Below are 6,000 nucleotides of genomic sequence, written 5' to 3' on the forward strand. Positions count from 1 at the left end.
AACCGTATCAGATGGCGCGCCGGCGCCTGGATCGCAGGTTTCAGGCGCCACAGGTTTTTGCTGATCAGCCGCCGGGAGTGAGACAGCCACCGCGTTTGCCCCTAAGATAGCGCCCACTGCATCAACAATAAGAGTGGGCCAACCCTCGATGGAAAGACGCCAGTTCAGCGGTGGCATGAAGGGTAAGAACCTGCGCTACCTCAATGACAATCCCCAGCAGACGGCGGCGGTCACCCGTATCGGCTTCCTGCTGCTCGAACACTTCTCGCTGCCTGCCTTCACCCAGACCCTCGACACGCTGGTCACCGCCAACCTGCTGCGCCCCGAGCTGTTCGCGACGCGCACGTTCGGGTGGGACGAGCGTGAGATTATCAGTGACCTGGGCCTGGTCATCCGTCCCGATGCGCGCCTGGAACTTTCGGTGTTGCAGGATTTGGACCTGCTGGTGATCTGTGGTGGATTTCGCACCGAACTCAAGGCCAGTGAAGACTTCATCCATATCCTGCGCGCCGCCGCAGAACAGGGTGTCGGGCTTGCCGGCCTGTGGAACGGCTCATGGTTTCTCGGCCGCGCCGGGTTGTTGCAGGGCTATCGTTGCGCCATCCACCCGGAGCATCGTCCGGCGCTGGCGGAGGTGTGCAAGGCCGCGCAGGTCACCAGCGAGCCCTATGTGATCGACCGCGACCGCCTCACCGCTTCCAGCCCCTCGGGCGCCTTCCATATGGCCCTGGACTGGATCAAGAGCCTGCACGGCAAGGCGTTGGTCGAAGGCATCGAAGACATCCTCGCCTTCGAGGAGTCGCGCTACCGACGCATCAAACCGACCGAAAACGTCTGCGTCAGCGCACCGCTGCGCGAAGTGCTCAAGCTGATGGACGCCAACCTGGAAGAACCGCTTGAGCTCGACCAGCTCGCCGTCTACGCCGGTCGCTCGCGCCGCCAGTTGGAGCGCCTGTTCAAGGAACAACTGGGCACCACGCCGCAGCGCTACTACATGGAGTTGCGCGTGACCGAAGCGCGGCGCCTGTTGCAGCACACCGAGCTGTCGCAGGTGGACGTGCTGGTGGCCTGCGGTTTTGTGTCACCGAGTCACTTCAGCAAGTGCTACAGCTCGTATTTCGGCTATCGCCCCTCTAAAGAAAAGCGGCTGGTCAAATAGGCGCGAACAGGTGGCTTTATCAAAACCGCGCCATTCGATACGCCTGCACCCCAGGCACTGCTTCACCGCTTGCCAACTGAGCGATTTTTTCCGCCGTCACCGCCGCCTGGGTCAATCCCAGGTGCTGATGACCGAACGCAAGCAGCACCTTGCCGTCGCACACCCGGTCGATGATCGGCAGCGAGTCGGGCAGGGAGGGCCGAAAGCCCATCCATGGCGTGGCGTCGGCTACGTTCAGCGGCTGGCGGAACAGGCCGTTGCTCAAGCGGTGCAACTGCCACGCTCGCTGCATATTGGCCGGACGTTCCAGGCCGGCGAATTCCACGGTGCCGGCCAGGCGCAGGCCGTCGGCCATGGGGGTCATGATGAATTTGCGCTCCAGTGAGGTGACGGCGAAGGGCAGGCGCTGGTGTTCGTGGGGCAGCATCAGGTGATAGCCGCGCTCGGTGTCCAGCGGCACGCGCTTGCCGGTGAGGGTGGCGGTGAGACGGGCCGAGTGGGCGCCGCAGGCGATCAGGACCTGGCGCGCGGTGACCACGCTGTGCTCCGTCATCAATGACACACCGTCATTTTCCACGCGGCCATCCACGACGCGCTGTTGCAGAAAGGTCACACCCAAGGCCCTGGCCGCGTTCACCAACTCGCCGACCACTGCGTACGGGTCGAGAAAATGCCCGGTGCGCGGAAAAAACAAACCGCCCTGTATCGCCTCGCTCAACTGCGGCGCCGCCGTGCGCACCGCCTGCGCCGACCAGAACGCCACCGGCACGCCTTGCTGCTGCATCCGTTGCTGCAAGGCATCCAGCGCCGCACGGGATTCGGCGCGCTCAAACACCAGCAGCGAACCGTCTTCGCGCAGCAACTGCGGGTGCCCGATAGAGCCCAACAAGCGCTGCCACGCGGCGAGGCTGGCTTCATTCAACGCGAGGAGGCCGGCGACAGTGCGCTGATAGCGTATCGGCCGCAGGTTCAGCAGCAGGCGCATGAACCAGGGCAGGGCGCGGGGCAGGTAGGTCCAGTCCAGGCGCAGCGGGCTCATGGGGTCCAGCAGCATGGCCGGCAGGCGCTTGAGGATCGACAAGTCGGCGATGGGAAAGACCTGCTCGGTGGCCAGGTGCCCGGCATTGCCATAGGAGGCGCCCATGCCCGGCGCCTGCGCGTCGATCACCAGCACCTGCCGTCCTTGTCGCGCCAGTTGCAAGGCGCAGGCAACGCCGATGATGCCGGCGCCGACCACGACGATGTCGGCTGAGTGGGGATTGGCCATCGCTTATGCCTCTCTTCGGCTGTTGACCAGCAGATGACTCGCCACAGCAAGCCCGCGCCTACAGAAAATCAAGCGACGTTCTGCTCGGCCGACCAGTTGGCGTACCACTGGCGGAACAGCGCGTACTGCTGCTCGGCATAGCGGCGTTGAGCGGCGCTGAGCACATCGGTTTCGTTGAAGTGCAGGGCATAGCCCTGGTCACCGTTGAGCACCATCAAGTGCTTGTAATACAGCACCAGGTCGCAGCCTTCGTCGAACGAGGACAGCACCGCTAGCCCGGCTTCCAGCTCGCGGGCCTGGCGCCGGGCCTTGGCATCGCCCGTGGCGGCTTGCTTGCTCAGCGCCACCAGTTGCAGCACTTCACGGGGCAGCGCGTTGCCGATGCCGGTGATGGCGCCGGTGGCGTTGCAATTGACAAAGCCGTGCACTACCTGGGTATCGACACCCACCATCAGGGTCACGTCGTCGTCCTGGGAGGTAATGTTTTCCGCCGCATAGCGCAGGTCGGCGGCGCCGCCGAATTCCTTGAAGCCGATCAGGTTCGGGTGTTCGCGGCGCAGTTCGAAGAACAGCTCGGCGCGGGTGGCGAAGCCGTAGTACGGGCTGTTGTAGATCACCGCCGGCAGGTTGGGCGCCGCCTTGAGGATCGCCGCGAAGTGGGCCTTTTGCGCGGTGGCCGAGGCGCCACGGGACAGCACGCGCGGAATCACCATCAAGCCATGCGCGCCGACCCTGGCCGCATGCGCCGCGTGGGACACGGCCTCACGGCTGTTGACCGCGCCGGTGCCGACGATGGTCGGTACGCCGGCGGCCACCAGGCGCGCCACGCCTTCCTGGCGCTCGGCTTCAGTGAGCAGCGGCCAATCGCCCATGGAACCGCAATACACCACGGCGCTCATGCCGATATCGATCAATTCGCGACCCTTGGCCACCAGGGCATCGAAGTCCGGTTTGCGCGCGGGGGTGCACGGCGTCATCAGGGCGGGCATGCAACCGGTGAAGATGTTGTCGCTCATGGTGCTGACTCCTTGGTATTGAGTAGGGGGGAAGGGCTCAGATGCCCCAGGCAAACGGGTCCTGCTCGTCGATCAGCAAGATGCTGTCGGCGGTCATGTGGGCGCGGCCAGTGATGAACGGGCGTACGCGCTCGCCGTCCCATTCATAGCGGGCCTGGAATTGGCTGCCGGTGATGCTGGCCTGGACCCAGGGCTCACCGGGGCCGAGTTTGCCGTCGCCCGCCAGGCAGGCGAGCTTGGCGCTGGTGCCGGTGCCACAGGGGGAGCGGTCATAGGCCTTGCCGGGGCACATCACGAAGTTGCGGCTGTCGGCCTCGGTGTCGTCGGCGAACAGTTCGATGTGGTCGATCAGCGCGCCGTCTTCGCCGTAGATGCCCTGGGCTTCAAGGGCCTTGAGCATGGCCCAGGTGTAGTCGGTGAGGGCGTCGACGTTACTCATCTGCAGCGCCTGGCCGTGGTCGGACACCAGGAAAAACCAATTGCCGCCCCAGGCGATATCACCCGCCACCGCGCCGTGGCCGGGCACCTGCACTGAGACGTGCCGGCGATAGCGATAGGCGGGCACGTTGCGCAGGGTCACCGCGCCGTCGGCGTGCAGCGTGGCCGCCACGGGGCCCACCGGGGTGTCGAGGGTGTGCACGCCCGGCGCGATCAGCCCCAGGTAGTGCAGCGAGGCAACCAGGCCGAGGGCGCCGTGGCCGCACATGCCCAGATAACCGGCGTTGTTGAAGAAGATCACGCCGCAGGTCGCGCCCGGGGTGACCGGCGCGCAATACAGCGCTCCCACCAGCACGTCGTTGCCGCGCGGTTCCAGCAGGCAGGCGCGGCGCCATTGATCATGGTGGCTGCGCAGGTCGTCGAGTTGAGCGGCAATGGTGTCGCCGGTCAGCGCAGGAAAGCCATTCATGATCAGGCGTGTGGGTTCGCCGCCGGTGTGGGAGTCGATAACGTGCAGGCGTTTCATGCAAGGCTCCATCAGTGGGTGGCCGGAGAGTGATTGGCTAAAGAGGGTGGGGTGCTGTAGTGATCGTCACTGACGGCTTCGCTTTTATCGTCGTCGCTTTCCAGGCGCACCAGGTAGGCAGTGGCGCTATCGTGAACCCCCTAAGCGGGCGACGATTGATGGTTTGCGCCGGGATGGATGACGAATTCAGCACAGTTTGCAGCGCTCGACAGGGTCCCAGGCATGGGGCAATCTGCTCGGCGTCGGGGTCAGAAACGGGCGATGAAGATCATGGTTCAGCACGTGTTTGCGGGTCTCTTGCAGGGCAGTCGCCCCCACAGCATCGAGCAGTTGCTGACAGGCGCGGCGCAGCTGTTGCCGTTGCTGGACGTGATCCCCAACGCGACGTTTTTCATCAAGGACATCGAGGCCCGCTACGTGCTCGCCAACCGCACCCTGGTGCAGCGCTGCGGCCTGCGGCAACTGCAGCCGCTGCTGGGCAAGACCAGCGCTGAAGTATTCCCGGCGCAACTGGGGCCGGGCTATACCGAGCAGGACCGGCGTGTGCTGCAGCAGGGTCTGGTGCTGGAGGACCAGCTTGAGCTGCACCTTTACGGCAGCCGCGAACCGGGCTGGTGCCTGACGCACAAATGGCCGCTGTATAATGCTGGCGGCGCGATCATCGGCCTGGCCGGCATTTCGCTCGACCTGCAGTCGGCCAGCCAGACCCACCCTGCCTACCAACGCCTGGCGGCGGTGGACGAACATATCCGCGCTCACTTCAACCGCCGTGTCACCCTCGGGGAGCTGACGCGCATTGCCGGTATCTCCGTGGCGCAGTTGGAGCGCTATTGCAAGCGGGTGTTCCACCTTACGCCCCGGCAAATGATCCAGAAGGTGCGGCTGGAGCATGCCCACCGATTGTTGCACTCCGAACTGCCGATTACCGACGTCGCCTTGCAGTGCGGCTATACCGACCACAGTGCGTTTACTCGACAGTTCAAGGCGTCGACCGGGTTTACGCCCAGGCAATATCGGCAGGCCACGCAATAGGCGTGGGAGGGGGTTTGCTCCCGATAGCGGCCTTAGGGCCGACCGGGATTTTGTGTCGATCCTGGCCCAAATGTGGGAGGGGGCTTGCCCCCGATGGCGGCCTCAGGGCCGACCAGGATGTTGGATCAGATCAAGTACATATCCGTTCCTGCGGTAACGGCTGCTTAGGGTTCCGCCCTTACGGCGGCTCACTTTTGAAAAGCGCAAAAGTAAGCAAAACGCTCTTGCCCCACCACTCGGCACCTCGCCTAGGCTCGGTGTGCCCGAACGCAGGCTTGAATCCGTGGGCCGCCGCAATGGGCCATCCCTGGCCCAGTGCGGCTAACCCGGCGTCCTGCCGGGTTGCCCACGGATTCAAGCCTGCGTTCGGCCAGCGTGGTTTAACGGGGCGCCTGAGATCAAAAGCAGATCAAACGCAAAAGCGCGGCGGCCTTAGAGCCGACCGGTATCTTGTGTCGATCCCGGTGCAAATGTGGGAGGGGGCTTGCCCCCGATGGCGGCCTCAGGGCCGACCAGGATGTTGGATTGGACCGAGTACATATCCATTTCTGCGGTAACGGCT

Annotated in this window: 5 protein-coding genes; 2 read left to right on the plus strand and 3 right to left on the minus strand. The window is 64.5% G+C overall.

The genetic code is table 11. From position 1 onward, the window contains the following. Positions 1-175 precede the first annotated feature (175 nt). The gene (locus BFP93_RS11940) at positions 176-1,159 is read left to right on the plus strand and encodes a GlxA family transcriptional regulator (protein WP_065893266.1); all 984 of its coding nucleotides are present in this window, start codon (positions 176-178) and stop codon (positions 1,157-1,159) included. Positions 1,160-1,178: 19 nt separating this feature from the next. Here the strand turns inward: BFP93_RS11940 and BFP93_RS11945 are convergent, their stop codons facing one another. The 3 genes from BFP93_RS11945 to BFP93_RS11955 form a co-directional block, all read right to left on the minus strand. Further along, entirely contained in the window at positions 1,179-2,426 is a 1,248-nt protein-coding gene (locus BFP93_RS11945) for an NAD(P)/FAD-dependent oxidoreductase (RefSeq protein WP_065893267.1), read from the minus strand. A 68-nt stretch (positions 2,427-2,494) separates the two neighbouring features. Continuing rightward, entirely contained in the window at positions 2,495-3,442 is a 948-nt protein-coding gene (locus BFP93_RS11950) for a dihydrodipicolinate synthase family protein (protein ID WP_065893268.1), read from the minus strand. Positions 3,443-3,479: 37 nt separating this feature from the next. After that, the gene (locus BFP93_RS11955; protein WP_065893269.1) at positions 3,480-4,406 is read right to left on the minus strand and encodes a 4-hydroxyproline epimerase; all 927 of its coding nucleotides are present in this window, start codon (positions 4,404-4,406) and stop codon (positions 3,480-3,482) included. Positions 4,407-4,676: 270 nt separating this feature from the next. On the opposite strand from BFP93_RS11955, the gene BFP93_RS11960 reads away from it, so the two are divergent. Continuing rightward, positions 4,677-5,438, plus strand: coding sequence for an AraC family transcriptional regulator (locus BFP93_RS11960; RefSeq protein WP_065893275.1), 762 nt, complete (start codon positions 4,677-4,679; stop codon positions 5,436-5,438). Positions 5,439-6,000 lie beyond the last annotated feature (562 nt).

This window comes from Pseudomonas sp. 44 R 15 (assembly GCF_900004965.1).
Classification (GTDB): Bacteria; Pseudomonadota; Gammaproteobacteria; order Pseudomonadales; family Pseudomonadaceae; genus Aquipseudomonas; species Aquipseudomonas orientalis_A.